At 71.3% G+C, this 24,637-nt stretch carries 22 protein-coding genes and 4 riboswitches; of the genes, 8 read left to right on the forward strand and 14 right to left on the reverse strand.

Annotated elements, in window-relative coordinates; genetic code table 11:
- On the forward strand, positions 1 to 1,169 hold a 1,169-nt coding region (cobC, locus tag ACFV9G_RS24300; protein ID WP_378730798.1), incomplete at its 5' end, for an Rv2231c family pyridoxal phosphate-dependent protein CobC.
- Entirely contained in the window at positions 1,166 to 2,092 is a 927-nt protein-coding gene (locus ACFV9G_RS24305) for a cobalamin biosynthesis protein (RefSeq protein WP_378730800.1), read from the forward strand. The genes cobC and ACFV9G_RS24305, both read left to right, overlap by 4 nt.
- On the opposite strand, the gene ACFV9G_RS24310 is transcribed toward ACFV9G_RS24305, so the two are convergent.
- From ACFV9G_RS24310 to ACFV9G_RS24325, 4 genes are read right to left on the reverse strand one after another with little or no spacing between them, the layout of a single operon-like run.
- Positions 2,080 to 2,439 (reverse strand): (2Fe-2S) ferredoxin domain-containing protein, encoded by a 360-nt coding sequence (locus tag ACFV9G_RS24310; protein ID WP_378730802.1) that lies wholly within the window; start codon positions 2,437 to 2,439, stop codon positions 2,080 to 2,082. The genes ACFV9G_RS24305 and ACFV9G_RS24310 overlap by 13 nt on opposite strands.
- On the reverse strand, positions 2,436 to 2,564 hold the full coding sequence (locus tag ACFV9G_RS24315) for a hypothetical protein (protein WP_378730804.1): 129 nt from the start codon (positions 2,562 to 2,564) through the stop codon (positions 2,436 to 2,438). Before ACFV9G_RS24315 ends, ACFV9G_RS24310 begins: the two co-directional genes overlap by 4 nt.
- 19 nt (positions 2,565 to 2,583) lie before the next feature.
- Complete coding sequence (locus ACFV9G_RS24320; protein ID WP_378730806.1) at positions 2,584 to 4,281, reverse strand: ribonucleotide reductase N-terminal alpha domain-containing protein; 1,698 nt, start codon at positions 4,279 to 4,281, stop codon at positions 2,584 to 2,586.
- Between the two features lie 14 nt (positions 4,282 to 4,295).
- Complete coding sequence (locus tag ACFV9G_RS24325) at positions 4,296 to 5,294, reverse strand: ribonucleotide-diphosphate reductase subunit beta (RefSeq protein ID WP_378730808.1); 999 nt, start codon at positions 5,292 to 5,294, stop codon at positions 4,296 to 4,298.
- A 126-nt stretch (positions 5,295 to 5,420) separates the two neighbouring features.
- Positions 5,421 to 5,639: riboswitch (cobalamin riboswitch) on the reverse strand.
- A gap of 84 nt (positions 5,640 to 5,723) precedes the next feature.
- Positions 5,724 to 5,912, forward strand: a riboswitch (cobalamin riboswitch).
- Positions 5,913 to 6,022: 110 nt separating this feature from the next.
- Between ACFV9G_RS24325 and ACFV9G_RS24330 the strand changes: the two genes are divergently transcribed.
- From ACFV9G_RS24330 to ACFV9G_RS24350, 5 genes are all read left to right on the forward strand, one after another.
- Positions 6,023 to 7,027, forward strand: a complete 1,005-nt coding sequence (locus ACFV9G_RS24330; protein ID WP_378730862.1) for a FecCD family ABC transporter permease — start codon at positions 6,023 to 6,025, stop codon at positions 7,025 to 7,027.
- Positions 7,024 to 7,872: an ABC transporter ATP-binding protein gene (locus ACFV9G_RS24335; protein ID WP_378730810.1), complete on the forward strand. Its 849-nt coding sequence runs from the start codon at positions 7,024 to 7,026 to the stop codon at positions 7,870 to 7,872. The genes ACFV9G_RS24330 and ACFV9G_RS24335 overlap by 4 nt, the downstream gene beginning before the upstream one ends.
- Positions 7,869 to 8,978, forward strand: a complete 1,110-nt coding sequence (locus ACFV9G_RS24340; protein ID WP_378730812.1) for an ABC transporter substrate-binding protein — start codon at positions 7,869 to 7,871, stop codon at positions 8,976 to 8,978. The genes ACFV9G_RS24335 and ACFV9G_RS24340 overlap by 4 nt, the downstream gene beginning before the upstream one ends.
- Positions 8,962 to 9,096, forward strand: a riboswitch (cobalamin riboswitch). Its footprint overlaps the gene before it by 17 nt.
- A 33-nt stretch (positions 9,097 to 9,129) precedes the next feature.
- Positions 9,130 to 9,345 (forward strand): CbtB-domain containing protein, encoded by a 216-nt coding sequence (locus ACFV9G_RS24345; RefSeq protein WP_378730814.1) that lies wholly within the window; start codon positions 9,130 to 9,132, stop codon positions 9,343 to 9,345.
- On the forward strand, positions 9,345 to 10,127 hold the full coding sequence (locus ACFV9G_RS24350; protein WP_378730816.1) for a CbtA family protein: 783 nt from the start codon (positions 9,345 to 9,347) through the stop codon (positions 10,125 to 10,127). The genes ACFV9G_RS24345 and ACFV9G_RS24350 overlap by 1 nt, the downstream gene beginning before the upstream one ends.
- A gap of 5 nt (positions 10,128 to 10,132) precedes the next feature.
- Here ACFV9G_RS24350 and ACFV9G_RS24355 read toward each other — a convergent pair whose 3' ends face one another.
- From ACFV9G_RS24355 to ACFV9G_RS24380, 6 genes are all read right to left on the reverse strand, one after another.
- Positions 10,133 to 10,822 carry a ferredoxin gene (locus ACFV9G_RS24355; protein ID WP_378730818.1) on the reverse strand — a complete coding sequence of 230 codons (690 nt, stop codon included), beginning with the start codon at positions 10,820 to 10,822 and terminating at the stop codon, positions 10,133 to 10,135.
- Entirely contained in the window at positions 10,819 to 11,544 is a 726-nt protein-coding gene (locus ACFV9G_RS24360) for a cobalt-precorrin-6A reductase (protein ID WP_378730820.1), read from the reverse strand. The genes ACFV9G_RS24355 and ACFV9G_RS24360 overlap by 4 nt, the downstream gene beginning before the upstream one ends.
- Positions 11,541 to 13,217: a cobyric acid synthase gene (locus ACFV9G_RS24365; protein ID WP_378730823.1), complete on the reverse strand. Its 1,677-nt coding sequence runs from the start codon at positions 13,215 to 13,217 to the stop codon at positions 11,541 to 11,543. Before ACFV9G_RS24365 ends, ACFV9G_RS24360 begins: the two co-directional genes overlap by 4 nt.
- Positions 13,214 to 13,999, reverse strand: coding sequence for a precorrin-6A synthase (deacetylating) (gene cobF / locus ACFV9G_RS24370; protein ID WP_378730824.1), 786 nt, complete (start codon positions 13,997 to 13,999; stop codon positions 13,214 to 13,216). The genes ACFV9G_RS24365 and cobF overlap by 4 nt, the downstream gene beginning before the upstream one ends.
- Positions 13,996 to 17,616 carry a cobaltochelatase subunit CobN gene (gene cobN / locus ACFV9G_RS24375; RefSeq protein WP_378730826.1) on the reverse strand — a complete coding sequence of 1,207 codons (3,621 nt, stop codon included), beginning with the start codon at positions 17,614 to 17,616 and terminating at the stop codon, positions 13,996 to 13,998. The genes cobF and cobN overlap by 4 nt, the downstream gene beginning before the upstream one ends.
- A gap of 32 nt (positions 17,617 to 17,648) precedes the next feature.
- A riboswitch (cobalamin riboswitch) is annotated at positions 17,649 to 17,794 on the reverse strand.
- Positions 17,772 to 18,686, reverse strand: coding sequence for a winged helix-turn-helix transcriptional regulator (locus ACFV9G_RS24380; RefSeq protein ID WP_378730828.1), 915 nt, complete (start codon positions 18,684 to 18,686; stop codon positions 17,772 to 17,774). It overlaps the preceding riboswitch by 23 nt.
- A gap of 115 nt (positions 18,687 to 18,801) precedes the next feature.
- Here ACFV9G_RS24380 and ACFV9G_RS24385 point away from each other — a divergent pair, with 115 nt between their 5' ends.
- Positions 18,802 to 20,049, forward strand: a complete 1,248-nt coding sequence (locus ACFV9G_RS24385) for an MFS transporter (protein WP_378730830.1) — start codon at positions 18,802 to 18,804, stop codon at positions 20,047 to 20,049.
- Between the two features lie 4 nt (positions 20,050 to 20,053).
- Here the strand turns inward: ACFV9G_RS24385 and ACFV9G_RS24390 are convergent, their stop codons facing one another.
- The 4 genes from ACFV9G_RS24390 to ACFV9G_RS24405 form a co-directional block, all read right to left on the reverse strand.
- Positions 20,054 to 20,617, reverse strand: a complete 564-nt coding sequence (locus tag ACFV9G_RS24390; protein ID WP_378730832.1) for a GNAT family N-acetyltransferase — start codon at positions 20,615 to 20,617, stop codon at positions 20,054 to 20,056.
- Positions 20,618 to 20,627: 10 nt separating this feature from the next.
- Positions 20,628 to 22,079: a phytoene desaturase family protein gene (locus tag ACFV9G_RS24395; protein WP_378730834.1), complete on the reverse strand. Its 1,452-nt coding sequence runs from the start codon at positions 22,077 to 22,079 to the stop codon at positions 20,628 to 20,630.
- Positions 22,080 to 22,222: 143 nt separating this feature from the next.
- Positions 22,223 to 23,374, reverse strand: a complete 1,152-nt coding sequence (locus ACFV9G_RS24400; RefSeq protein ID WP_378730836.1) for an alpha/beta fold hydrolase — start codon at positions 23,372 to 23,374, stop codon at positions 22,223 to 22,225.
- The gene (locus ACFV9G_RS24405) at positions 23,374 to 24,630 is read right to left on the reverse strand and encodes a lyase family protein (protein ID WP_378730838.1); all 1,257 of its coding nucleotides are present in this window, start codon (positions 24,628 to 24,630) and stop codon (positions 23,374 to 23,376) included. The genes ACFV9G_RS24400 and ACFV9G_RS24405 overlap by 1 nt, the downstream gene beginning before the upstream one ends.
- Between the last annotated feature and the right edge of the window lie 7 nt (positions 24,631 to 24,637).

Below are 24,637 nucleotides of genomic sequence, written 5' to 3' on the forward strand. Positions count from 1 at the left end.
ACACGGTCCCATCGAGCGCGACAGGGGACCGTGTTGGTCTCGACACGCCTCCGCCTAGCGGCTCCGGCGGCTCGACCAGCGGGGGGAGCGGCTCGACCAGCGGGGGGAGCGGCTCGACCAGCGGGGGAAGCGGCTCGACCAGCGGAGAAAGCGGGGTTGCTGATCCGCTGCGGCACCACGGGGACGTCGAGGTTCGCGATGGGCTGCTCGACTTCGCGGTGAACGTCTACCCGGGCGAGCGGCCGGGGTGGCTGGACCAGGCGCTCCACGAGTCGCTGGCGTCGACCGCCTATCCCGACGAGGAGCCGGCGCGCGCGGCGCTGGCGAAGCACCACGGGCGCGACCGCGACGAGGTCCTTCCGACGGCGGGGGCGGCGGAGGCGTTCACGCTGGTCGCGCGAGCCAGGACGTGGCGGAAACCGGTCGTCGTCCACCCGCAGTTCACCGAGCCCCACGCGGCGCTGGAGCAGGCGGGCCACCGAGTCACCGAGGTGCGCCTCCGCCACGAGGACGGGTTCACCCTCGACCCGGCCGCGGTGCCCGAGGACGCGGACCTGGTCGTCGTCGGCAACCCGACCAACCCCACCGGCGTACTCCATCCCGCCGAGATCCTCCGCGCCCTCCTCCGACCCGGTCGGCTGGTCGTGGTCGACGAGGCCTTCATGGACGCGGTCCCCGGCGAGCCCGAGACGCTCACCGGCGAGCACGCCGAGGGCCTGCTGGTGATCCGCAGCCTCACCAAGCACTGGTCGATCCCGGGGGTCCGCGCGGGCTACGTCGTCGGCGACGCCACCGCGATCAGCGACCTGGAGGCGGTACGCACCCCGTGGTCGGTCTCGGCCACCGCCGCCGCCGCGATGCTCGCCTGCGCGACCGAGCGGGCGAGCGCCGAGGCCCGCGAGCGCGCCGAGCGGATCACAGCCTGGCGCAGCCACCTCGAGGCCGGCCTGCGTGACCAGGAGATCGAGTACGTCGCCTCGACCGCCTCCTTCGTCCTGGCCCGCCCTGGCGCCGGGGTCCGTGAGGCCCTGCGCGAGCGGGGCATCGCCGTACGCCGCGCCGACACCTTCCCCGGGCTCGGCCCGGACTGGGTGCGGATCGCGGTGCGCCCGCAGGAGCCGACCGACCAGCTCCTGGCCGCCCTGCGGAAGACCAGGGGAGCAGGGTGAGCCCGCGGGCGATCGGGATCCTCGCCGGCTTCGCGCTCGACCGCCTGCTGGGCGACCCACGGCGCTACCACCCGGTCGCCGGGTTCGGCATGGTCGCGATGCGGGCCGAACAGACGTGGTACGCCGACGACCGGGCCCGCGGCGTGCTCCACACCGCGACCCTGGTCGGCGGAGCGGTCGCCCTCGGCGCCGCCGCGGAGCGGCTCGCTCCCGGCCGGGCCGGGAAGACCCTGGTGACCGCGGCAGCCACCTGGGCGGTCCTGGGCGGCCGCTCGCTGGAGCGCGAGGCCCTCGCCGTCCACGAACATCTCGACCGCGGTGACCTCCCCGCCGCGCGGCAGCGGCTGACCCACCTCGTCGGCCGCGACACCGACGAGCTCGACGCCTCCGAGGTCTCCCGGGCCGTCGTCGAGAGCGTCGCCGAGAACACCTCCGACGCGGTGGTCGCGCCCCTGGTGTGGGGTGCCGTCGCGGGCGTACCCGGCCTGCTCGGCTACCGAGCCGCCAACACCCTGGACGCGATGGTCGGGCACCACAACGACCGCTACGAGCACTTCGGCTGGGCCAGCGCCCGCCTCGACGACCTGCTCAACCTGCCCGGCTCCCGGCTCTCCGGCCTGCTCACCCTGGCCGCCGCGCCCTCGCGCGCGAAGCAGGCGTGGACGGCCTGGCGCCGCGACGCCGCGCAGCACCCGAGCCCGAACGCCGGCGTCGTCGAGGCGTCCTTCGCCGGCGCCCTCGACATCCGTCTCGGCGGTACGAACCGCTATTACGGCAACCGGATCGAGCACCGCGCGGTGATGGGCGACGGCCGCGACGCCGCCCCCGCCGACGTCGTCAGTGCCACCACGCTGGCCCGCAGGGTCGGCATCGGCGCGGCCCTGGTCGCGGCGGCGTACGCCGTCATCGTTCAGCGCCCGTGACGGAAGGCCCGCGCCAGGACCGCGGGCGGAGCAACGGCGATGCCCGGCCCGCCGGCGCGGGTCCACTCGGCCAGGGCGTCAGCGACCCGGGTCGACCCGGCCCGGGCGACCCAGACCGGCCGCGCCCCGCGCTGCCGGCCCTCGGGTGAGGGGCCGACGACCACGACATCGGCGCGCTCACACGGGCCGAGGCAGTCGGCGACGCGTACCGTCGCCGACTCCCCGGCCGCCGCGTTCAGCGTCGTGAGCACGGCCGCGTGGTCCACCCCGGGCGACTTCCGCTCGGACCCGCAGCAGCAACCGCGGCATACGGTCAGCGTCGGCCGCCCGAGGGCCGGGTCGCTCATCCTTCGCAGGCCTCGCAGTCCGGGCCGTTCTCGATCGCACAGACCGCGGCGTCGCTCCAGTCGTCCCAGGTCAGGTCGTCGATGGCGTCGGTGGCCTCGGTGGTCGGGTTCTCGTTCATGCTCATGCCTCTCCGTCGAACTGGGTCAGTTGGTGCGGTTCTGCTTGCTGGCCTGGATCCCGGCCCGCGAGCGCAGGTAGTACAGGCTCTTGATGTTCGGGTCGAGCAGCGCGAGCTTGTGGATCTTGCTGATGTATTGAGGTGTCGCGTCGGCCTGGAAGAACAGGTTCAGCGACTGCGACTGATCGATGTAGGCCTGGCGGTCCGAGGCCCGGGCGAGCAGGATCTCCTGGTCGATCTCGTAGCCGGTCTTGAAGACGTCCTTCTCGTGCTCGTCGAGCCAGGTGACGTGCTGCACGGAACCGCCGTTGTCGATGATGTCGGAGATGTGCTCCTGGTCGTAGACGCCGCGCTCCTTCATCACCTCGACGAGGTTCTGGTTGGCTCGCGGCATCTCACCGGCCGAGGTGGTCTGGTTCCAGACGTTGGCGACGTACGGCTCGATGCCCTGGCTGGTGCCGCCGACGATCACCGCGGTGCTCATCGTCGGCGCGATCGCCATCAGGTGGGAGTTGCGTCGCCCGACGCACCACTCCGGGATGCCCGCGGCCGCGCCCATCCACCGCGACGCGGCGTCGGCACGCGCGGAGATGTGCTCGAAGATGTCCTTGTTGAGCGCCGCCGCCTTGTCGGACTCGAACGGCACCCGCTGATTCTGCAGGTAGTCGTGGTAGCCCATCACGCCGAGCCCCAGGCTGCGGGCCTTCTCGGTGTAGCGCACGGCCCGCTCCAGACCACGGATCGTGCGGGCCTTGCGCAGGAACGCCTCGGCGACCGCGTCCAGGAAGACGGTCGCGACGTACGCCGTGTCCTGGTCCTTCCACTCGTCATAGGTCGAGAGGTTCAGTGAGGAGAGCACGCAGGTGTAGGAGTGGTCCTCGTCGGAGAAGAGGGTGATCTCCGAGCACAGGTTGGAGGCCTTGTTCTCCAGCCCGTTGGCCTTGTAGGACTCGGTCTGGGCCGCGTTGACGGTGTCGACCTTCCAGATGTAGCCCTTGCCGAGCACCACCCGGATCTTCAGCACCCGCTGGTAGCGCTCGAGCGCGTCCTTGTCGCCGGCCAGCATCCGGTCGATGAACGCCTGGCTGAAGATCCAGCCGATGTTCTTGTTGGCCGGCTCGCGGAAGATCAGGTCGGCGAGCTCGTAGAAGTCCGGGTGGTCCACCGGCAGGTAGCCCGCCCAGGAGCCGCGCCGGGTGGCGCCCTGGCTGATCTGGTTGGTCATCTCCACGAAGTTGCAGAAGACCGGGACCACGCCGTTGGCCTTGCCGTTGTCTGAGAACTTCGCGCCCCGGGGCCGGACGTCGCCGAGGTACGCCGAGGTGCCGAACCCGTTCTGCGACAGGATCGCGGCCTCCTTGAGGGTCTCGTAGAAGCCCCACACCGAGTCCTCCACGTAGGAGCCCTCGCACGAGACCGGCAGGCCGCGGTCGGTGCCCAGGTTGGAGAGCACCGGCGTCGACGGCGAGAGCCAGCCGTTCCAGATCGCCTCGAAGAACGGCTCCTGCCAGGAGACGCCGTCCTCGCGGGGGTACATCTCGTCGGCGAGGTCGCCGGCGGTGGCCGCGATGGTCTCGTAGCGCTCCCGGACGCTCTGGTCGGCCACGGTGTACTTGGCCTTGAACATCGCGTAGCCCGCGGTGGTCATGAAGGCGGGCACGGTGCCCGAAGCCTGCAGCGCCTTGCGCTCGGCAGAGAGTGCTTCCCAGCTGTTGTCACTCATCAGGCTGTTACTCATTAGAAGCTGAACTCCGTCTCGCCGATGTTGCGGTTGTATTCGTTGCCGGTGACCTGGAAGAAGTCGTGGAACTGGGTGCCGTTGATGCCGCTGTAGAACCACTCGGCGATCGGGTTGTCCTCGACCCTGAACAGCGGCTCCATCCGCATGTTCTCCAGCGTCATGTCGACCCGGGACTTCACGAAGGCCTCCAGGTCGGCCTGGTCGATGCCGGTGATGGGCCCGTGGGCGAAGAGCATCTCGACGATCCGGGCCTCGTGGGCGTAGAGGTGCTCGGCGACGCCGCGGACGCGCTCGAACAGGTCGGAGCGCTCGGCCTCGAACTTGTCGGCCGGGACGGTGGCGGCGTACTCGTCCAGGGTGGTGTTGAACAGCCAGGCGCCGCCGGTGGCGTGCAGGTTCTCGTCGCGGGCGGAGAAGTTGATGCCGCTGATCACGTTCTGCAGCAGGTTCTTCCCGCCGGACTGGAAGTGCTTGAGGAAGGCGAAGTTGGAGTAGAGGACGCAGTTCTCCATCAGCGTGAAGACGCTCAGCGCGTAGAGCAGGTCCTCGTCGGCGATCGCGTCCCACACGAAGGCGATCCGCTCGGCCAGCACCGGGTCGTTCTTGTAGGAGTCGTAGAACTCCTCGGTGTCGATCATCAGGGTCTTGTTGAGCTTGGCGTAGAACGGCGCGTGCATGTTCAGCTCGGCGAACGAGAAGGCGTTGGTCATCATCTGGACCTCAGGCCGCGGGAAGGAGTGGAAGAGCCGGTCGCCCCACACCTCGCCGCCGAGGATCAGCTCGTAGATGGTGAACAGCTTCAGCGTCGTCTTGACCGCGGCCTGCTCGGCGTCGGTCATGTTGACCAGGAAGTCCTGCTTGTCGTTCTCGACCGGGATCTCCTCGGCCGTCCAGAAGATGCTCCGCTGCTTCTTGGCCAGGTCCTCGGCCATCGGATAGTCGAAGACGTACGCCGACTTCTCCGTGCGGATCGGTAGACCCTCGGTGTCGATCAAGCCCCATGCCCCCTTGTTCAGGCGAGCCCCGCGGCCCGCTGGATGTCTCGTGCATCCGTGCCGGGGCAGGAGAGGACGGCGTCGTACGCGCTCGATCCCCTGACCTTCCCTCGAGGTCGCGGACCCCACCATGAGGTGGGCACTGGCAGGTCTTCGGACTCGTGGGCGTCATCGTGCTCGGTCCTAGTGGCCGTCGCTTCCCAGGGGCATGGCTTGCTCCCAGTGCTTCGTGACGGCGGTCGTTCCCACTCACCGCTGCGGGGCAGTCCCGGACTCACACCGGGTTCCCTCTTGCCTCTCCCGCCCCGTCGCCGAGGAAGGAGAACCAGCTGCGAGGACCACTATATGCGGGAATTACACCAATGCAACTTCCTAGATCTTGTGCTTCGCCGTGTCGTCGGAAACATCCCCGGCACCGGTTCGACGACCCGTGCTAGCCTCGGCGCCGAGTCGAACGCATCCTGACGGATGCCAGGGAACTCCGGTGTGAATCCGGGACTGGCGCGCAGCGGTGAGGGCGACGGCGATGCTGAGAAGCCACTGGGGACGAGTCCCTGGGAAGGCGGCCTCGCCGGGTGAACCCGAGTCCGAAAACCTGTCGGCTCAGATGTACGTCACGGCCCTCGCGACCAGGGTCCAGAGGACCTGAGAGGCCGACCGCCGTGGAAGACCGTGCCCGTGATCGCGCCCGTGCTCGTGCCGGGAGGCGACGCGTCCCGTTCCTACCGCTGGTGGCCGGGTTGCTGCTCGCCTCGGCGCTGAGCGTGGTGGCGTCCCTGGCGTTCGGCTCCGAGCACATCCCGCTGACCGAGGTCGTCGCCACGGTCACCGACCGGCTCGAGGGGGAGGCCACCGGGAGATGGGACGTGATCGTGTGGGAGCTGCGGCTGCCGCGCGCGCTGATGGCGCTCGTCGTGGGCGCCGGGCTGGCCGTCGCCGGCGCCGGCATGCAGACCCTGGTACGCAACCCGCTGGCCGACCCGTTCCTGCTCGGCATCAGCTCCGGTGCAGCCGTGGGGGCGACGGCGGCGATCACCACCGGCGCCCTGGTCGGCTTCGGGATCTACGCGGTCTCGACCGGTGCCCTGCTCGGGGCGATCGGGGCAGCGCTGCTGGTCTGGCTGGTGGCGACCGCGCAGGGCGGACTGACCCCGATCCGGCTGGTGCTCTCCGGGGTGGTGCTCTCCTCGGGGCTCTCCGCGATCGCCTCCTTCCTGGTCTTCGCCAGCGACGACCCGCGGGCCGCGAACTCGGTGATGTTCTGGATGCTCGGCAGCGTCGGCGGCGCCAGCTGGGAGAAGCTGTGGGTGCCTGCGGTCGTCGGTCTCGTGCTTGCCGCCGGGATGCTGGCGCTGCACCGGTGGCTGGACGCGCTCGCCGCCGGGCCGGAGACCGCGGCAGCGCTCGGCGTCAACGTCGCGGCGCTGCGCGGCACCCTGTTCGTCGGCCTCTCGGTGCTGGTCGGGGTGCTGGTCGCGGTGAGCGGCGGGATCGGGTTCGTCGGCCTGATCGTGCCGCACGCCGCCAGGCTGCTCGTCGGGGCCCGGCACCGGGTGGTGCTCCCGGTCGCGGCGCTGGGCGGCGGGCTCTTCCTGCTGTGGGTCGACGTGCTCGCGCGGATGGTGGCCCGACCGCAGGAGATCCCGCTGGGGGTGGTCACCGGCGTCGTCGGTGCACCGCTCTTCCTGCTGCTGATGGGCCGGAGCCGCTACCGGTTCGGCGGTGCTCGATGAGTGGGCGCGGCGGCGCGGGGCCGGTGCTGCGGCTGCGCGGGGTCGGGGCCCGTTTGGGCGAGCGTGAGGTGCTGCGCGATGTCGACCTCGACGTACCTGCGGGGACCAGCCTCGGGATCGTGGGCGTGAACGGGGTGGGGAAGTCGACGCTGCTGCGCATCCTGGCCGGCGTACTGCGGCCGAGCACGGGGCAGGCCCAGCTCGCCGACGACTCCGGTCGGCTCCAGGAGATCTCCCGGATCGGCTCGCGCGAACGCGCCCGCCGGCTTGCGTACGTCCCCCAGGAGGAGGTCGCCTCGGCCGAGCTGCTCGTCGGCGAGATGGTGGCGCTGGGCCGGGTGCCGCGCACCCGGCCGTGGTCGCGAGGCGGACGGCAGGAGCGCGAGATCGTCCGGGCCGCGCTCGATGCCGTCGGCCTGGCCGACCGTATCGACGACCCCTGCGACCGCCTCTCCGGCGGCGAGCGGCGCCGGGCGGTGCTCGCCCGCGGCCTCGCCCAGGAGAGCCCGGTGATGCTCCTGGACGAGCCCACGAACCATCTCGACGTCGCCTGGCAGCTGCGGCTGCTGCGGACGGTCGCCGACCGGGCCGAGACCCTGGTCGCGACGATCCACGACCTCGACCTGGCGCTGCGTTCCTTCGACCAGCTGGCGGTTCTCGGCCGGCCGCGGGGCAGCGATCCCGACAGCGGCCCGGCGACCGTCGTCGCCCACGGGCCGCCGGCCGAGGTGCTCGACACCATCCGCGTCGATCTCCACTTCGGCGTCGGCTCCGTCCAGGTGCCCCACCCGCACCTGGACCAGCCCCATCTGCTCATCCACCCCCGGAAGGACCACTCGGCATGACCTCTCTCCCGACCATCCCCGTACGTCGCGGCGGCCTCGCCTGCCTGGCCGCGCTGGCACTCGGCTCGACGATCCTCACCTCCTGCGGTGCGGCGGAGAAGACCAGCGTCGGCACCGCGGCCCAGGAGAACGACGGCGCGATCACCGTCGAGAACTGTGGCGAGAAGGTGACCGTCGACGAGCCGGTCACCGAGCTCTACGCGTACGACGGCGGGATCATCTCCATCGCCCTGGCCGTCGGTGCCCGGGAGAACCTCGTCGCGGTCACCGGCATCGCCCGGGACCAGGAGCTGCTCGAGCTGGCCTACCCGAAGGACCGGGTCGGGGAGCTGAAGGTCGTCGGGGACGAACAGCCGACCCTGGAGACCGTCCTGGCGCTCGAGCCGCAGCTGATGTTCGCGGGCTGGAACTACGGCTTCAGCGAGTCACGCAACCTGGTGCCCGAGACCGTGGAGGAGCACGGCATCGAGACCTACCTGCTCAGTGAGTCCTGCCGGCAGGAGGACGGCGACCGCGGCACGATGGAGGCCTGGACGGCGCTGCGTACCGACCTGCTCAACATCGGTGAGCTGACCGGCCACGGCTCGGAGGCGAAGAAGGTCGCGGCCGACATCGACGAGCGCCGCGAGGCCCTGGAGAGCGCGCCTAGCCTTGCGAAGGCGCCGACCGCGTTCCTCTTCGACTCCGGCATCGACGCGATCTTCACCTCCGGCTCCTTCGGCGCTCCGCAGGCCATCTTCGACACCGCCGGGGTGACCAACGCGACCGCCGACGTGGAGGACACCTGGACCGAGGTCGGCTGGGAGCGTCTCGCCGCCGCGGACCCGGACGTCATCTACTTCGTGGACTACCCCGGCCAGTCCTACGAGGAGAAGGTCAAGGTCCTCCAGGCCCACCCGGCCTCGCGCGACCTGACCGCGGTCAAGGAGCAGCGGTTCGTGAACCTGCCGTACGCGATGTGGGTCTCCGGTCCGATCAACATCGACGCCGCCGAGTGGGTCCGCCGCTCGGTCGAGCACTTCGGGCTCGCGCCCGAGTCCGGGATCGAGCCCGAGCTCGACATCACCGAGCTGAGCAGTCTCACCGGCAACGAGTGGCTCCGCTGAGATCCCGCTATAGTGCTGGCAACGGACATGAGGAAGCCGGTGGAACTCCGGCACAGTCGCGCTACTGTGACATCGCTTCGGCGGTGGAGTCAGACCCGATTGTCCGTCCAACCCCAACGAACAGGGACGCATTCATCCCTGAGGAGGACATATGTCGCAGCCTGCTGTGGCGCCCGTCGCCGGCGTCGATCTGCCCACTATCTCGCTTCGTGAGCTTGCCCCCTGGGCGCTCTTCTTCGGCCTGCTCGGTCTCCTGGTGCTCTTCTTCATCAGCGCCGACCAGGGCGCGGTCTCGATCCCGTCCGGCACGCTCATCCACGAGTGGGTCCACGACGGTCGTCACCTGCTCGGCTACCCCTGCCACTGATGAGCCCGCGTGCATTTCTCGTACGCGGCCTGCTAGCTGGACTCCTCGCCGGAGTCGCCACCTTCCTGGTGGCGTACTCCGTCGGTGAGCCGCAGGTCGGTGCTGCCATCGCGCTGGAGGAGGGCGGCGACGGGCACTCGCACTCGCACGCCGCCGAAGGCGATGAGGGTGGCGAGGGTGGCGAGGAGGCCGCCGAGGTCTCCCGCACCAACCAGAGCACCTGGGGGCTGCTGACCGGCACCCTCGCGGTCGGCGTCGCGCTCGGCGGCATCCTCGGGCTGGTCGCCGCCGCGACGCTGGGTCGTCTGGGACGGCTCACGCCGGGACAGTCGACGGCGCTCGTCACCCTGATCGGGTTCGTCGCGGTCGCCCTGGTGCCGTTCCTCAAATATCCGGCGACCCCACCGGCGGTGGGCAGCGGAGACACCATCGGGGTACGCACCGCGGTCTACTTCGCCTTCCAGGCCCTCTCGGTCGTGGCGGCGGTGGTCGTGACGTACGCCGCCGTGCGGCTGCGTGGGCGGTTCGGCACCTACCTCGCCGTGGTCGGCGCGATCGCGGCCTACCTGGTCGTCATGGTCGTCGCCGGGCAGCTGTTCACGACGGTCAACGAGGTCGGGGACTTCCCGGCCGACACGCTGTGGTTCTTCCGTCGGGCCTCGCTGATCACGCTCGCCACGATGTGGGGCGTGCTCGGAGTGGCGCTGACCGGCCTGGTCATTCGTCTCTACGCGGCAGAGCGCGCTGTCGCGGAGCGAAAGGCCCTCGCCGCCAGCCTCTGAGCGGCTCAGCGAGGGAGGCGGTAGGTCTCCACGGGGCGGCCGTCGGCCAGGTGATCACGCACGATCACCCGGGCGGCGGCCGCTTCCACGTTGCCGTACCAGACATCGTCGGGCTGGACGCTGAGCACCGGCGCCTGGTTGCACGGGAACTGGCAGCCGGTGTGGGTGATCAGCAGGTCGTCGTCGCCGAGACCGGCCTCCATCGCACCCAGGATCACCGCCCTGGCGGTCTCCTCCGAGCCCTTCGCGGTGCAGCGCGGACCGCGGCAGATCAGCACCTGACGTACGTGGTCGGGGACCCGCTCCCAGGCGGGCGAGGTGAGCCCGGGCTCGGTGCCGGTGATCGGCCGGGTCTCGGCCAGCGAGTCGGTCAGCGCCTCGGCGAGCTCCTCGCGCGTGGTGGCCAGGCGGGTCGCGATCTGCAACTCGGGGCGGGTGCCGGCGCGCTCGCGCCACCAGTGAGCGGCGATCCGGCGCAGCCAGGAGTGGCCCGGAGCGAGCGGGCCGAGGCTGACCCCGGCCAGGGCGATGGTCCCGGCGCCCTCGTCGGCCAGGCGGGTCAGCTCGCGGGAGAGCGACGGGTCGCCCATCTGCAGAAACGCAAGGCTCGCGTCGAGCTCGCGGGCCCAGGCGAGCAGGTCCTCGCGGCGGTCGACGTCGGTCACCGACATCCCGACGACGACGCGGTGTGTCATCCGAGGCTCCGCACCCAGGAGACCGCCTCGGCGACGTCGTCGACCGTGCGGACGCCGTCCTCTCCGGCCGGGCGGCGGACGACCACGACGCTCACCCCGAGCTCGGCCGCCGCGGCCATCTTCGGCCAGGTGAAGGTGCCGCCGGAGTCCTTGGTGATGAGTACGTCCGTCCCGTGCTCGCGCATCAGCGCGAGCTCGCCCTCGATCTCGTAGGGGCCACGGCTGGTCAGCAGGGTCCAGGCTTCGGGGAGGTCGAGGTCGGGCCGGTCGACCACGCGGGCGAGGGCCTGGTGTCCGGCGAGTGCCGGGACGAACCTGGCGAGCTCCTGGCGTCCGACCGTGATGAACGGACGCTTCCCGAGGCCGGCGGCGAGCGTGGCCGCCTGGTCGTGGGTGTCGACGTAGGCCCAGGACGGGTCCGCCGGCCAGCCGGGACGCTCCAGCCGGAGCAACGGATGCCCGGTCTGCGCGCAGGCGGCCGCCGCGTTGGCCGACATCCCGCGCGCGAACGGATGCGTCGCGTCGATGACCGCGTCGAAGTGGTCGAGGGCCCCCCTCAGGCCCTCGACCCCGCCGAACCCCCCGATCCGCACCTCGCCGACCGGCAGCCGAGGCCTCGCCACCCGCCCGGCCAGCGAGGAGGTCACCTCCACACCCTCCTCGAGCAGCCGCGCCGCCAGGTCCCGCGCCTCCCCGGTCCCGCCCAGGATCAGCAGCCTCATCGGGTCCCCCCGCTGGTCGAGCCGTTGCCGTTGCCCCCGCTGGTCGAGCCGCCGGAGCCGCTAGGCGGAGGCGTGTCGAGACCAACACGGTCCGCTGTCGCGCTCGATGGGACCGTGTTGGTCTCGACACGACGTCGTTCGTCCCTCACGACGTCGGCTCGACCAGCGAGAGCGGAGCCGGCTCGACCAGCGGGAGCGGAGCCGGCTCGACCAGCGGGAGCGGAGTCGGCTCGACCGACGGGGGAGACGGCGAGGTCGAGCAGGGCGTCGATGTCGAGGTGCTTCTCGACGAGGTCGCCGATCAGGTTGAGGCGGCGCTCACGCGCGGCCGGGAAAGAGACGTCGGACGGCTCGCGTCCCAGCGTTGCTTCGAGGAGAGCGCCGCGCAGGGCGTCGCCCTCCAGGCTGCCGTGCCACATCGTGCCGAAGACCTGCCCGGCTCGCGCGCCACCCAGGAACTCCGAGACCCCGTCACCCCGGGTGATTCGGCCGTGGTGGATCTCGTAGCCGCTCGCCCCGACCCCGAGCGCCGACCCGGTGGGCAGGCGGAGGTTCTTGGCGGGGGTGAAGTCGGTGCGTACGTCGAGCAGGCCCAGCCCCTCGACCTCGGCGACCGACCCCTCGACCCCGTCGGGATCGGCGATCACGCCGCCGAGCATCTGGAAGCCACCGCAGATCCCGAGGAGCGGGCGGCCGCGGCGTACGTGCTCGGTCAGGGCTACGTCGAGGCCGCGCGAGCGGAGCCAGGCCAGGTCGCTGATCGTGGACCGGGTGCCGGGCAGGACGACCAGGTCGGCATCGGCGACGTCGGCCGGCGAGGAGGCGAAGACCACGTCGAGGTCCGGTTCCAGCCCGAGCGCGTCGACGTCGGTGAAGTTGGAGATCCGGGGGAGCCGTACGACCGCCACCTTGCGGGTGGCACCGGCTCCCGCCCGCCGCCCGTCGAGGTCGAGCGCGTCCTCGGAGTCGAGCCAGAGCGACGGCTCCCAGGGCAGCACGCCGAAGACAGGACGCTCGGTGAGCGACTCCAGCGAGTCGAGGCCAGGCTTGAGCAGTCCGGCGTCACCGCGGAACTTGTTGATCACAAAACCGCTGATCAGAGCCTGGTCCTCGGGCTCGAGGAGGGCCAGGGTGCCGTACATCGCCGCGAACACCCCGCCCCGGTCGATGTCACCCACGATGATGGTCGGCAGCCCGGCGTGCCGGGCCAGCCCCATGTTCACGTAGTCCCCGGCCCGCAGGTTGATCTCGGCCGGACTCCCGGCGCCCTCCGCGACGATCACGTCGAAGCGCGAGGCCAGATCGTCGTACGCAGCATGGGCCGCGGTCGCCAGGTGCCGGCGCCCCGCCTCCCAGTCGTGCGAGGACACCTCACCCGCGGGATGCCCCATCAGCACGACGTGGCTGCGGCGGTCGGAGCCGGGCTTGAGCAGCACCGGGTTCATCGCCGGCTCCGGCGCGACCCGCGCGGCGCGCGCCTGCACCCACTGCGCGCGCCCGATCTCCGCCGTCGTCCCGTCGGGCGCGGCGCAGACCATCGAGTTGTTGGACATGTTCTGGGCCTTGTAGGGCGCCACCTTGACGCCGCGGCGGGCGAAGGCCCGGCACAGCCCGGTCGTCACGACGGACTTTCCGGCGTCGGAGGTGGTGCCGGCGACGAGCAGACCGCTCATCGGCGGGGTGCTCGCAGCAGGTAGATGTCCATCACCCAGCCGGACGTCTCGCGCAACCGTGCCCGAGCCGACTCGATCGCCGGAAGGACCTCTCCGACCACCCCCGCGACCAGCTCCTCCTCACGGGTGCCGAGGTTGCCGCCCCACCAGATCCGCCAGTCCTCGAGCCCGGGGAGGTCGACGACGCGGTTGAGCATCACCACGAGGTTGTCGTGCCCGGCCTCGACGGCCTCGAGCACCGCGCGGCCGGTGGTGACGTAGAGCGGCCGCCCAACGTCGTGGAGCACGAGGCGGTGGCGCGCGGCCAGCAGCTGCACCGAGGAGATCCCGGGGATCACGTCGACCTCGACGTCGAGCTGCGCGGCGATCTGGTCGACGACCCGGATCGTGGAGTCGTAGAAGGCCGGGTCACCCCAGACCAGGAAGCCGACGTCGCCGGGGTGCTCGGCGAGGACCGCGAGATAGCGCTCGACGCGGGCGCGGTGCCACTCCCTGACGGCCGCCTGGTAGTCCTCGTCGGTCCCGGTGAACTCCTCGCGCCGCTCGCGGGGCGCGTCGGCGACCTTCACCACCCGGGCCGGCTGGTCGAGGTGGCGGTCGAGCAGCTCCTCGCGGGCCCGCACCAGCGGGTCGGGCATGCCCTTCTTGACCGTGCCCGACTTGTCGGTGACCAGGAAGTAGTCGACCGACCGCATCGCGGCGACGGCCTCGAGGGTGACCTGGTCGGGGTCGCCGGGACCGACGCCGATGATCTTGATCGTGCGCTGCCCAGAAGATGTCATTGGCCTTCCTCCAGGTCCCCTTCGATGTCGAGATAGATCTCCTGCATCTGCGCGACGAGCTCGGGGTCGGGCTCCTCCCACAGCCCCCGCTCGGCCGCCTCGTGCAGCCGCTCCACGATCCCGCGCAGCGCCCACGGGTTCGAGGATCGCATGAACTCCTGGTTGGTCTCGTCCAGGACGTACTCGCGGGCGAGCTTCTCGTACATCCAGTCCTGCACCACGCCGGCGGTCGCGTCGAAGCCGAAGAGGTAGTCGACGGTCGCGGCCAGCTCGAAGGCGCCCTTGTAGCCGTGGCGCTGCATCGCCGAGATCCAGCGCGGGTTGACCACCCGGGCGCGGAAGACGCGGTTGGTCTCCTCCTGCAGCGTGCGGGTCTTGATGGCGTCGGGGGAGGTGGAGTCGCCGACGTACGCCTTCGGCTCGCTGCCGGTCAGCGCGCGGACGGTGGCGACCATGCCGCCGTGGTACTGGAAGTAGTCGTCGGAGTCGGCGATGTCGTGCTCGGCGGAGTCGACGTTCTTGGCGGCGACCTTGATCCGGCGGTAGTTGGTGCGCATGTCGTCGGCCGCCGGGGCGCCGTCGAGATCGCGGCCGTAGGCGAAGCCGCCCCAGGACGTATAGACCTCGGCCAGGTCCTGGTCGGAGCGCCAGTTGCCGGCCTCGATCACCTGCAGGATCCCGGCACCGTACGAGCCGGGCTTGGAGCCGAAGATGCGGGCCGTCGCGCGGCGCTGGTCGCCGTGCTCGGCCAGGTCCTCCAGCGTGTGCGCGCGGACGAAGTTGTCCGCGGCCGGCTCGTCGAGGTCGGCCACCATCCGGACCGCGTCGTCGAGCATCGAGACGACGTGCGGGAACGCGTCGCGGAAGAACCCGGAGATGCGTACGGTCACGTCGATCCGCGGCCTGCCGAGCTCGGCGAGCGAGATGACGTCGAGGTGGGTGATGCGGCGCGACGCCTCGTCCCACTCCGGCCGCACCCCGAGCAGTGCGAGCACCTCGGCGACGTCGTCGCCGGACGTACGCATCGCGGAGGTGCCCCAGACGGAGAGCCCGACCGATGTCGGGTAGTCGCCGGTCTCGTCCAGGTAGCGCTGCAGCAGCGAGTCGGCCATCGCCTGCCCGGTCTGCCACGCCAGCCGGCTCGGGACCGCGCGCGGGTCGACGGTGTAGAAGTTGCGCCCGGTCGGAAGTACGTTGACGAGCCCTCGCAGCGGCGAGCCCGAGGGCCCCGCGGGGACGAAGCCACCGTCCAGCGCGTGCAGGATCGCGGACAGCTCGTCGGTCGTCCCGTTCAGCCGCGGCACCACCTGCTCGGCGGCGAAGACGAGCACCTGCTGCACGGCCGGGTCGTCGTGGAGGGTGCCGGCGACCGCCGGGTCCCAGCCGGCCGCGTCCATCCGCTCCACCAGGCCGCGAGCCTGTGTCTCGATCTCGTCGACAGCGCGGGTGTCGGCGCCCTCCTTGAGCCCGAGCGCCGCCCGCAGGCCGGCCACGGCACCGCCGACACCGCCCCAGACCTGCGAGGCGCGCAGGATCGAGAGCACCAGGTTGACCCGCGCCTCACCCGCCGGCGCGGCACCGAGCACATGCAGCCCGTCGCGGATCTGGGCGTCCTTGATCTCGCAGAGCCAGCCGTCGATGTGGAGCATGAAGTCGTCGAAGTCGTCGTCCTCGGGCCGCTCCTCCATGCCGAGGTCGCGGTGGAGCTCGGCGGCCTTCATCAGCTGCCAGATCTCGCCACGGATGGCGGGCAGCTTGGCGGGGTCCATGGAGGAGATCCGGTCGTACTCCTCCATCAGCGACTCCAGCCGCGCGATGTCGCCGTAGGACTCCGCGCGTGCCATCGGCGGCACCAGGTGGTCGATGATCGTGGCGTGCGCACGGCGCTTGGCCTGGGCGCCCTCGCCGGGGTCGTTGACCAGGAACGGGTAGATCAGCGGCATGTTGCCGATGGCCGCGTCCGGGCCGCAGGACGCCGAGAGCGCGGCGTTCTTGCCGGGCAGCCACTCCATCGAGCCGTGCTTGCCGAGATGGACGACGGCGTCGGCGCGGAAGCCGTTCTCCAGCCAGCGGTAGGCGCCCAGGTAGTGGTGCGACGGAGGAAGGTCCGGGTCGTGGTAGATCGCCACCGGGTTCTCGCCGAACCCGCGCGGCGGCTGGATCAGGATGACGATGTTGCCCGCCTGGAGGGTGGCCAGGACGAGCTCGCCGTCGTCGTTGACGAACAGGTTGCCCGGCGTCGGCCCCCAGGTCTCGACCATCTGTTCGCGCAGGTCAGCTGGGAGATCGGCGGTCCACTCGTCGTATTCGGACTTCGAGATCCGGACGTGGGCGTCGGTCAGCTGCGCGTTGGTCAGCCACTCCTCGTCCTGACCGCCCGCGGCGATCAGCGCGTGGATCAGCGCATCGCCGGCAGCGGTGTCGTCAACCCCGTCGAGGAGTCGTACGACCTCGTTGTCGGTCCCCAGGTCATAGCCCTCCTCGCGGAGGCGACGGAGCATCCGGATCGCGGAGACCGGGGTGTCGAGGCCGACCGCGTTGCCGATGCGGGCGTGCTTGGTCGGGTAGGCGGAGAGGACGAGCGCCAGGCGCTTCTCGGCGTTGGGGGTGTGCCGCAGCCGGGCGTGGTTGACCGCGATCCTGGCCACTCGCGCCGTGCGCTCGGGGTCGGCGACGTAGTGGGGGAGACCCTGCTCGTCGAGCTCCTTGAACGAGAACGGCGCGGTGATGATCCGCCCGTCGAACTCGGGGATCGCGATCTGGTTGGCCGAGTCGAGGGGCGTGACGCCGTCGTCGGAGGCCTCCCACTCCGCGCGCGAGCTGGTCAGGCACAGGCCCTGCAGCACCGGGATGTCGAGCGCCGCCATCCGCTCCACGTCCCAGGCCTCGTCCTCGCCGCCGGCGCTCGCCGAGGCGGGGACCGAGCCGCCGGCCGCGAGCACGGTCACGATCAGCGCGTCCAGGGTGCCGAGCGCCTCATAGAGGTCGTCGGGGGCAGAACGGAGCGAGCCCGCGAAGACGGGTACGCCGGTGGCCGCTCCGGTCGCGTCGATGGCATCGGCCAGCGCATGTGCGAACGCGGTGTTCCCGCTGGTCTCGTGGGCGCGGTAGTAGAGCACCCCGATCCGGGGGAGTTGTGAAGCTGAGAGTGACCCATGGGCCACGCTGGGGTTCACAACCCGCTCCGCGAACCCCCAGGCGGGCACCTCCGCCGGCGGCTCGAACCCGAACCCGGTCAGCAGCACCGTGTCGGAGAGGAACGCGTGCAGCTGGGCGAGGTTCGTCGGTCCGCCCTCGGCGAGATAGCGGTGTGCCTCCGCGGCGACACCCATCGGGACCGTGGAGTGCTCCATCAGCTCGGCGCTCGGCTGCTGCTCGCCGCCGAGGACGACCACCGGGGTGCCGCGCTCCTTGACCGCCCTCAGCCCGTCCCACAGGTCGGTCGGCGAGCCGAGGAGCCGGAACACGACCAGATCGGCCCCGGCGACGACGGCCTCGAGGTCGGTCGCCCGCGACGGGTTGGCCCAGGCGTAGTCGGCGCCGCTGGCACGAGCCGAGAGCAGGTCGGTGTCCGAGGTGGACAGAAGGGCGATGCGTACGCGTGCAGGGTCGGCCATGCCGGGTCCTCCTAGGGGTTCTCGCCCCGTCGATCGGTCGGATAGCCCGCGGCCAGTGTCTGGCTGTGTCACTGCCCGATCCTGGGAGTGACATCACAGTGGCGGAACCGCCCCGGACTCTCACCGGGTTCCTGCGCCACGAGCGTGCTCGCAGCCTACCTCCTGGGCTGCTGCGTCCTCGGGCCGGTAGCGTCGGTGGCGGAAGTTCGTTCGCGGAGAACAGTGAGCATGTCTTCGACTGATCCGCCCGGGTCGGTGATCGGGGCCTGGACGTGCCGCACGACGCCGGCCGGGTCCAGGAGAAGGGAGACCCTCTTGAGCCGGTCAGCGCCGCCGGCACGGAAGACCGGCAGCCGGTAGGCGCCTGCGGCAACCCCGTCGGCGTCCGAGGCGAGGTCGTACGGCAGGTCGGCATGTTCCGCGAACGCGGCCAGCTGGTCGGGGCGCTGGGTGCTCACCCCGACCACGCGGGCGCCGAGCGTCGTGAAGTCGGAGTAGAGCTCGGCGTAGGTCTGGCACTCCAGCGTGCAGCCGCGGGTCCCCGGGATATCGCCCCAGCCCGGGGGGTAGCCGTGGCTCTTCGGCGCATAGGCACCGGGGAAGAAGAAGACGACGGTCCAGGTGTCCTCGCCGGTCATGTGGAGGCGGGTATCGCGGTGCGAGGTGATCTCGACGTCCGGCGGCGTCGTGCCCAGCAGGTCCTCGAGGCGGCGCTCCTCGTCCGGTCCGGCGGTCGCGGTCAGGCTGCCGTCGCCCATGACGTACCGCGTTCCCCACTCCTGGAGAGCGACCAGGACGGGTAGTAGCCCGCGGCCGCGCCCGGTCAGCTGGTAGTCGTAGCGCAGCGGGCGGTCGGTGTAGGCGTGCTTGGCGAGGACGTCGTCGGCGACGAGCGAGTTGAGCCGCTCTGTGAGCGCGCGGCGGCTGAGCCCGAGCTCACGGACCAGGCCGTCGAACCGGGTCACCCCGGCGGCGCACTCGCGCACGATCAGCAGGCTCTGCCAGTCGCCGATGACGCCGAGCGCCTGCGCGATCCCGCAGTCGGCGTCGGTGAGGTCATCGCGGCGCATCGGCGTCTCCTTGGTCGGTCGGGCAATTCGGGTGGCGGCCTCGACGCATACATGGTTGCATATAGTTCCAATTTGGAACTCACTCGGAAGGGCTTGGATGGAAGAGGTACGCCGCGTGGCGCGGTCATTCTGGCTTTACTGGTCCGCCGGCACCTTGAGCGGCGTAGGGACCGCGGTCACTGCCGTCGCATTGCCGCTGACCGCGGTGACGGTGCTGGGGGCGAGCGCGTTCGAGATGGGGCTGCTCGCGGCGGCCGGGTATCTCTCCTGGATCCTCATCGGCCTGCCCGCGGGTGCGATCGTGCAGCGACTCCCGTTGCGCCGCGTACAGGTGCTCGCGGATCTCGCGCGCGCCGCCGCGATCCTCAGTGTTCCGTTGGTGTGGTGGGCAGGTGGCCTCACGCTGGTTCAGTTGCTGGTCGTCGCACTCGCGGTCAACTTCGCCGAGGTGCTCTTCTTCGCCGCGAATACGACGTTCCTGCCGAGCGTGGTCCCGAAAGAGCAGCTGACCAGCCGGAACAGCCTCATCTCCGGCACTCACGCCGCGACCCAGCTGGGTGGGCCGTCGCTCGGCGGTGTGCTTGTCCAGGTGATCGGCGCCGTCCCCGCGCTGTTCGTCGATGCCCTCTCGTACCTCGGCTCGGCGATCCTGCTGCAACGGCTTCCCGAGCGTCGTCAGCCCCAGGGCGACACCTCGGAGTCGATCGCATCGATGGTGGCCGAGGGCTGGCGGTTCGTGACCCGGCACCCGGTGATGGCGCCGGCCACGTGGTGGGCCTGTGTGGTCAACTTCGTATGCGGCGTTCAGCTCGCGTTGTTCGCCTACTACCTGGTCCACGAGCTCGACACCCCGCCCGGTCTCGTCGGCATCCTGCTCGCCTCCGAGGGCGTCGGCTCGCTGGTCTTCGCCGCGATCACACCCTGGCTGGTTCGTCGATTCGGCTCCGCCAGGGTGCTGATGTTCGAGGGCCTGCTCGGTGCGATCGGGGCGGCGGTGATCCCGCTCGGCAGCGGCTGGGTCGGCTGGGTCTGCTTCGCTGCCGGAAACCTGCTCTTCGCCGGCAGCGTCGTGCCAGGCAGCGTGGTCACCCGGACCTACCGGCAGGTCGCCAGCCCGCCGGAGCTGCTCTCACGCGTGATGGCGACCGTGCGGTTCGTGTCGTGGGGAGTCATTCCGGTCGGCAGCCTCGTGGCCGGCCTGAGCGCGGAGCTGATCGGTCCCCGTCTCACGCTCCTCGGATCCGCTGCGGTGCTCCTGCTCGGACCAGTCGTTCTCTGGAAGAGCCCGATCCGGACGCTGCGCAACCTCGAGGACTTCGAGGAACCGGGAGCGAAGGTCGGCCTGTCCACCGCTGACAGGTGAGGTCCTATCTGCTCTGCTCGGACACCAGCCAGGCCTCGCGGGTGATCTCGTACTCGACCTCGCCGTCGGCGTGCCCGGCGAGCGGTTCCTCGAAGGACTCGTGGAAGGCGCGTACGAAGCTCATCCCGACCGACACCATGGTCGCGCGCGAGGCGTCGTTGACGGCCATGGTCTGCGCGATCACCCGGTCGACGCCGAGGTCCTCGAACCCGTGACGGAGCAGCTCGAGCGAGCCTTCCTTCGCGTAGCCCTTGCGCCAGTGGCGCTGCGGAAGCCGGTAGCCCAGCTCGGCGGCATCGGTGCGCGGCGGGCTGTCGGGCGGCTCGAACATGTAGAGCCCGACGGCCTCACCGGCCGAATGACCGATCCACTTGCCCTGCCCCTCCGTCTCCTTCGCCACTCGGATCCACCGGTGCATCCGCTCCTCGGTCTCCGCAGGCGTGAGCGCGCGGGTGAACAGGTGGCGCAGCACCACCGGGTCCGAGTTGAGGTCGACCAGGAACGGCAGGTGCTCTTCGCTCAGTGGGACCAGGTCGAGGCGCTCGGTGCGCAGACGGGCTTGCGGCATGGGCCAGACGTTAGTCAGGACGTACGCCGGTGGCACCTGGTTTCCCCGTCGCTGCCAGGTGGCGCAGGGCGCGGTGGGCGGCGTGGTAGCCGCACATGCCGTGGACACCGGCACCGGGCGGGGTGGCGGCGGAGCAGAGGAACATCCCGGGGATGCCGGTGTCGTAGCCGGCGAGGGTGGGGCGGACGATGAGCTGGCGAAGGGTGTTGGCGCCGGTGGAGATGTCGCCCCCGACGTAGTTGAGGTTGTACGCCGCGTAGTCGGCCGGTGCGGTGACGTGCGTCGCCACGATCTGGTCGCGGAAGCCGGGGGCGAAGCGCTCGATCTGGGCCAGCACCGCGTCGGTCGCGTCGCCGTCGAAGGCGTGCGGGACCTGGGCGTAGGCCCAGACCGGGTTGAGGCCGTCGGCCGAGCGCGACGGGTCGGCGACGTACTGCTGCCCCACCAGCACGAACGGTCGCTCCGGCATCCGGCCGGCAGCGATCGCCTGCTCGCTCGATGCCACCTCCGCGATCGTCCCGCCGAGGTGCACGGTGCCCGCGCGCCCGACCTGCGGGTCGCGCCAGGGGATCCCGCCGCGTACTGCCAGATCGAGCTTGTACGCCGCGGGTCCGAGCTGCCACCGCCGCATGGCCCGTCGTGGGCGCTGCGGCAGAGCGTCCCCGACGATGTCGGCGAAGCCGCCGGGGCTGGTGTCGAAGAGGGTGACGTCCGCCTCGGGCAGGTCGGCGCGGCTGCGGACCGTGACCCCTGTGACGACGGTGCCGCCCAGCTCTTCGAGGAGCCTCGCCATGGCGAGGGTGATCGAGTGCGAGCCGCCCTCGGCGACCGGCCACCCGTGCCGGTGCCCGCTGACCACGAGCATCGTGCCCACCGCCGAGGTGCCAGGCCGGTCGAGTGGCTGGAACGCGTGCGCGGCGCAGCCCGCGAAGAGCGCCCTCGCCTTCTCCTCCCGGAACGCTCGCGCGAGCACGGTCGCCGGCGGGGCGGCCCGGAGCCCGAAGCCGGCCATCCGGAACGGCCTCCTCGGCAGGCGCAGCAGCGGAGCGAGAATCTGGTCGGTGATCGAGTCGAAGTCGCGTACGACGGGGCCGAAGACCTGCTCCCAGCGCCGCCCGTCGGCGCCGAGCCCGGCAGCCGTCGTCTCGACCGAACGGTGCAGCAGCGCGGCCTCGCCCTCATCGAGCGGATGGGCGAGCTCGATCTCGGGAAAGCGCCAGGTCAGGCCGTACCTCTCCAGCTTCAGTTCGCGGAAGAGCGGCGAGGCCACCCCGAGCGGGTGGATCGCCGAGCAGATGTCGTGGCGCAGCCCGGGCAGGGTCAGCTCGGCGGTGCGCGTACCGCCGCCTATGGTCTCCGCGGCCTCGAGGACAGTCACCCTCACTCCCCGCTGCGCGAGCACGATCGCAGCCGCCAGGCCGTTGGGTCCGGCGCCTACGACGGTCGCGGAACGTGGCTTCATGGCCACGTTCTTACGCTGGTCGAGCCGCGAGCGCCAGCGAGCGTGTCGAGACCAACACGGTCCGCTCGGCGCTGGATAGGACTGTGTTGGCCTCGACACGCCGCCGTTCGTTCCTCACGACGACGGCTCGACCAGCGGGACGGTCATTCGTTCAGGACCCGGTTGGCGACGGCAAAGGCAGTGTTGGCCGCTGGCACCCCGACGTAGATCGAGGTCTGCAGGAGCACCTCGATGATCTCCTCGCGGGTCAGCCCGTTGGTGAGCGCGGCGCGGAGGTGGAACTCGAGCTCCTCGAAATGGCGCCCGGCGACCAGGGCAGTGAGGACGCCGATCGAGCGGTCCCGGCGGGCGAGGCCGGGGCGGGTCCAGATCGTGCCCCAGGCATAGCGCGTGATCAGGTCCTGGTAGTCGCGGTTGACGTCGGTGATCGCGGCGGTGGCCCGGTCGACGTGGTCGTCGCCGAGCACCTGACGGCGTACGTTCATCCCGGCCGCGTAGGCCGGGTCCGAGGCCCTCACGTGGGAGGTGATCAGGGTCGAGACGGCGTGCGGTGCCTCGGCGGGGGCGAGGTGGCCGACGGCATCCAGGCTGACGAGCCGCCCGTTGCGCACCCCGACGGCGATCTCCTCGAGCGAGGCAGGCGGGGTCGGGGCGTCGTCGACGCCCGCGATCGCCAGGACCGGCGCAGCGATCTCGGCGAGCCGGCCGCGGACGTCGTACGCCGCCAGCGCCTCGCAGACCAGCGCGTAGCTCTCCGCGTCGGCATCGCGCAGCGAGTGGAGCAGGGCACCGCCCCGGGCGGGCTCGCGCTCGAGGAAGCCGGGGGCGAACCAGCGCTGGGTGGAGCCGGCGATCTGGGAGGCGGTGCCGGCCTTGCGGACTGTCGCCGCCCGGTCGTGCCACCCCTCGGGCTCGCCGATCTTGGCGCCGGTGTTGGTGAGCACCGCGGCGCTCACCCGGGTGGGTGCGTCGAGCAGGAGCTGGAGGCCGACGGCCCCGCCGACCGAGTCGCCGGCGTAGGCGAAGGTGCCGTGGCGCTCGCCGCGGTCGGCCAGGACCCGGTCGACGCAGGCGAGCACGCCCGCCGCGAGGTCGGCCATGGAGAACACCTCGCCAGTGGGTGCGCCGTGGCCGTGGCCCGGGAGCTCCCAGCCGATGACGTGGAAGCTGTCCGCGAGCAGCTCGGCGGTTGCCGACCAGAGCGCGGTGATCGAGGTGCCCAGTGACGGGCCGACGACCAGGATCGGCTTGCTCGCGTCTCCGGCCAGCTCGACGGGGGTGATCCTCGGGGTCATCACAGGTCCTTCCAGATCTCGTGGGCGCGGGCGACCGCGGAGTCGATGAGGGCGTCGGTGGCGCCGAGATAGTCGTCGAGGCCGGTCGCGGCATCGGTTCCGGCGAGTATTTCGCCTCCCACGAACCCGGTCAGCGACCGCTGCTCGGCCAGCAGGTCAGCACCCGCGGCCTCGGCGGTGGCGCGCATCCGGGCGGCGTCGACGCGGAGCCCGGCGAGGAGCTCGGTGGTCTGCGAGGCGGCGACGGCGCTGCGGCGGGCGAGGGTCGACAGGGTCTCCCACTCGACGTGCCAGGCGCCGTCGGGGCGCTCGTCGACATAGCTCGCCGCCGCGGTGTGGAGGGTCGCGGCCAGCGGGGGAGCGGCGAGTGCGTGGCGACGGATGAGGACCGAGAGCACCGGGTTGGACTTGTGCGGCATGGTCGAGGAACCACCGCGTCCCTCGCCGGCCGGCTCGGCGAGCTCGCCGATCTCCGGGCGGGTCAGCGCAGTGATATCGGTGGCGATCCGGCCCCAGGTGTCGGCCGCCGCGACCAGCGCGTCGGCGGCCGCGGTCAGCGGGGCGCGGTTGGTGTGCCAGGGGGCTCGCGAGGCCAGTCCGAGCGTGGTCGCCGCGGTCGTGGCCGCCTCCTGGGCCGCGGCCACGGGATCGCCGAGACCGCGGAGCCGGGCCAGGCCGACGACCGCCGCCAGGGTGCCGGCCGCGCCCCCGACCTGGGCGGGCAGCGACGTACGCGTCCTGCGGAGGGCCTCGGCGGCATCGCTCAGCCCGGAGAGCCAGGTCGCGGCCTTGAGCCCGAAGGTGATCGGCACCGCGTGCTGGGTCAGGGTGCGTCCGGACATCACCGTGGCGCGGTGGTCCCGGGCAAGCCCGACCAGCGAAGCGGCCTGCGCGCCGAGCTCGTCCTCGACGCGATCGAGGACATCGCGCAGGCAGAGCACGAGCGCGGTGTCGACGACGTCCTGGCTGGTCAGGCCCTTGTGGAGCCACCGGGCGGCCTCACCGTCGAGCCTGCCACGCAGCAGCTTGACGAGGCCGATGACCGGGTTGCCCCCTGCCTCCGCACCCTCGGCGAGCCCCCGGACGTCGTCCGCGGAGACCAGGTCGGCCAGTGGCGTACGTGCTTGTGCCGGGGCGATCCCGGAGGAGACGGACGCGGCCAGCCAGGCCTCCTCGACCCGCACCATCGCAGCGAGATAGGCCGCCTCGGAGAAGAGATCCCCGGCGCGCTCCTCGCCGGGCCACAGCAGCGACATTCGACTC

The organism is Nocardioides sp. NPDC059952 (genome assembly GCF_042730435.1).
In the GTDB taxonomy this organism is placed as follows: Bacteria; Actinomycetota; Actinomycetes; order Propionibacteriales; family Nocardioidaceae; genus Nocardioides.